This window comes from Halomonas sp., from assembly GCF_041689495.1.
GTDB lineage: Bacteria > Pseudomonadota > Gammaproteobacteria > Pseudomonadales > Halomonadaceae > Halomonas.
This window is the reverse complement of record NZ_JBDNGD010000475.1, coordinates 1-1,157: the sequence shown is the minus strand read 5'-3', so window position 1 is coordinate 1,157 and position 1,157 is coordinate 1. Positions and strand designations below refer to the sequence as shown.

At 64.5% G+C, this 1,157-nt stretch carries 1 pseudogene; it reads right to left on the bottom strand.

Features of this window, described 5'->3' with window-relative positions:
• Positions 1-192: 192 nt before the first annotated feature.
• Positions 193-1,157: pseudogene (locus ACESMD_RS14460) on the bottom strand (TAT-dependent nitrous-oxide reductase); the annotation flags it as partial.

The following is a 1,157-nucleotide window of genomic DNA, read 5'->3' as shown; positions in this document are numbered from 1 at the left end:
GGCTGCAGCGATTCGCCGGGGCTGGCCGTCCAGTCGGCGGCCAACAGGCCGCCCGGCAGGCAGAGCTGCCAGGCGGCAAGAATCAGGAAGAGGACGCCGAGAGTCGGTCGTCGGGTCATGCGTGTCTCCACACTCAACACGTTGCGGGTGACAGGACGGGGCCGGGCGGCTGCCCGGCCCCGGAGGGGGCTATCAGGCCTTCTCGACCAGCATCCTTCCTGTCATCTCCATATGCAGGGCGTGGCAGAACCAGTTGCAGTAGTACCAGTGCACGCCGGGCTTGTCTGCGACAAAGGTGACGCTGGAGGTCTGCTGCGGCGAGATCTCCATGGCGACGCCGTGGTTGACCATGCAGAAGCCGTGGGTCAGGTCCTCGATCCGATCCAGGTTGGTGATGGTCACGGTGACCTCGTCGCCCTGCTTGACCCTGAATTCGGTGAGGTTGAACTGCGGTGCCACCGAGGTCATGTAGACCCGCACCTTGTTGCCGTCGCGGATGACCTTGTTGTCGCGCTCCAGAGTGATGTCGTCGGCCTCGGCCATGGCAACGGTCTCGGCGAAGAAGGGGTCGTCACGCGTCCAGGCGCGACTCGGGTTGAGCTGGTCGGCGCGCAGCAAAATACAGTCGTGGGGTTCAGCGAAGGCGGGTCCATCATGCACCAGCTTCATCTCCTCGCCGGAGATATCGATCAGCTGGTCGTTCTCCGGGTGCAGCGGGCCCACCGGCAGGAAGCGGTCCTTGGAGAACTTGGAGAGTACCACCAGCCACTTGCCGTCGGCGTCCCGGGTTTCGGTCAGGCTGGCGTGGTTGTGGCCGGGCTGGTAGTGGACGTCGATCTTCTGACGCAGGTAGGTGACCTCCTCGCCGTTGTAGGCGCGGATGGCGTCCTCGATGTTCCACTTGGCGATCTGGCTGTCGATAAACAGCGTAGTGTAGGCGTTGCCGCGGCCGTCAAACGTGGTATGCAGCGGCCCCAGGCCCAGTTCGGGCTCGCCGATTACGGCGTCGCGGGGCTCGATGGCGTCGTCGAACACCTCGGGCAGCTTGTCGATGGCGATGATGGAGCAGGTCGGCGAGAGCTTGCCGGCGGCGATGAAATACTTGCCGTCCGGCGAGGTGTTGAGGCCGTGGGGGTTCTTGGGTACCGGGATGTAGC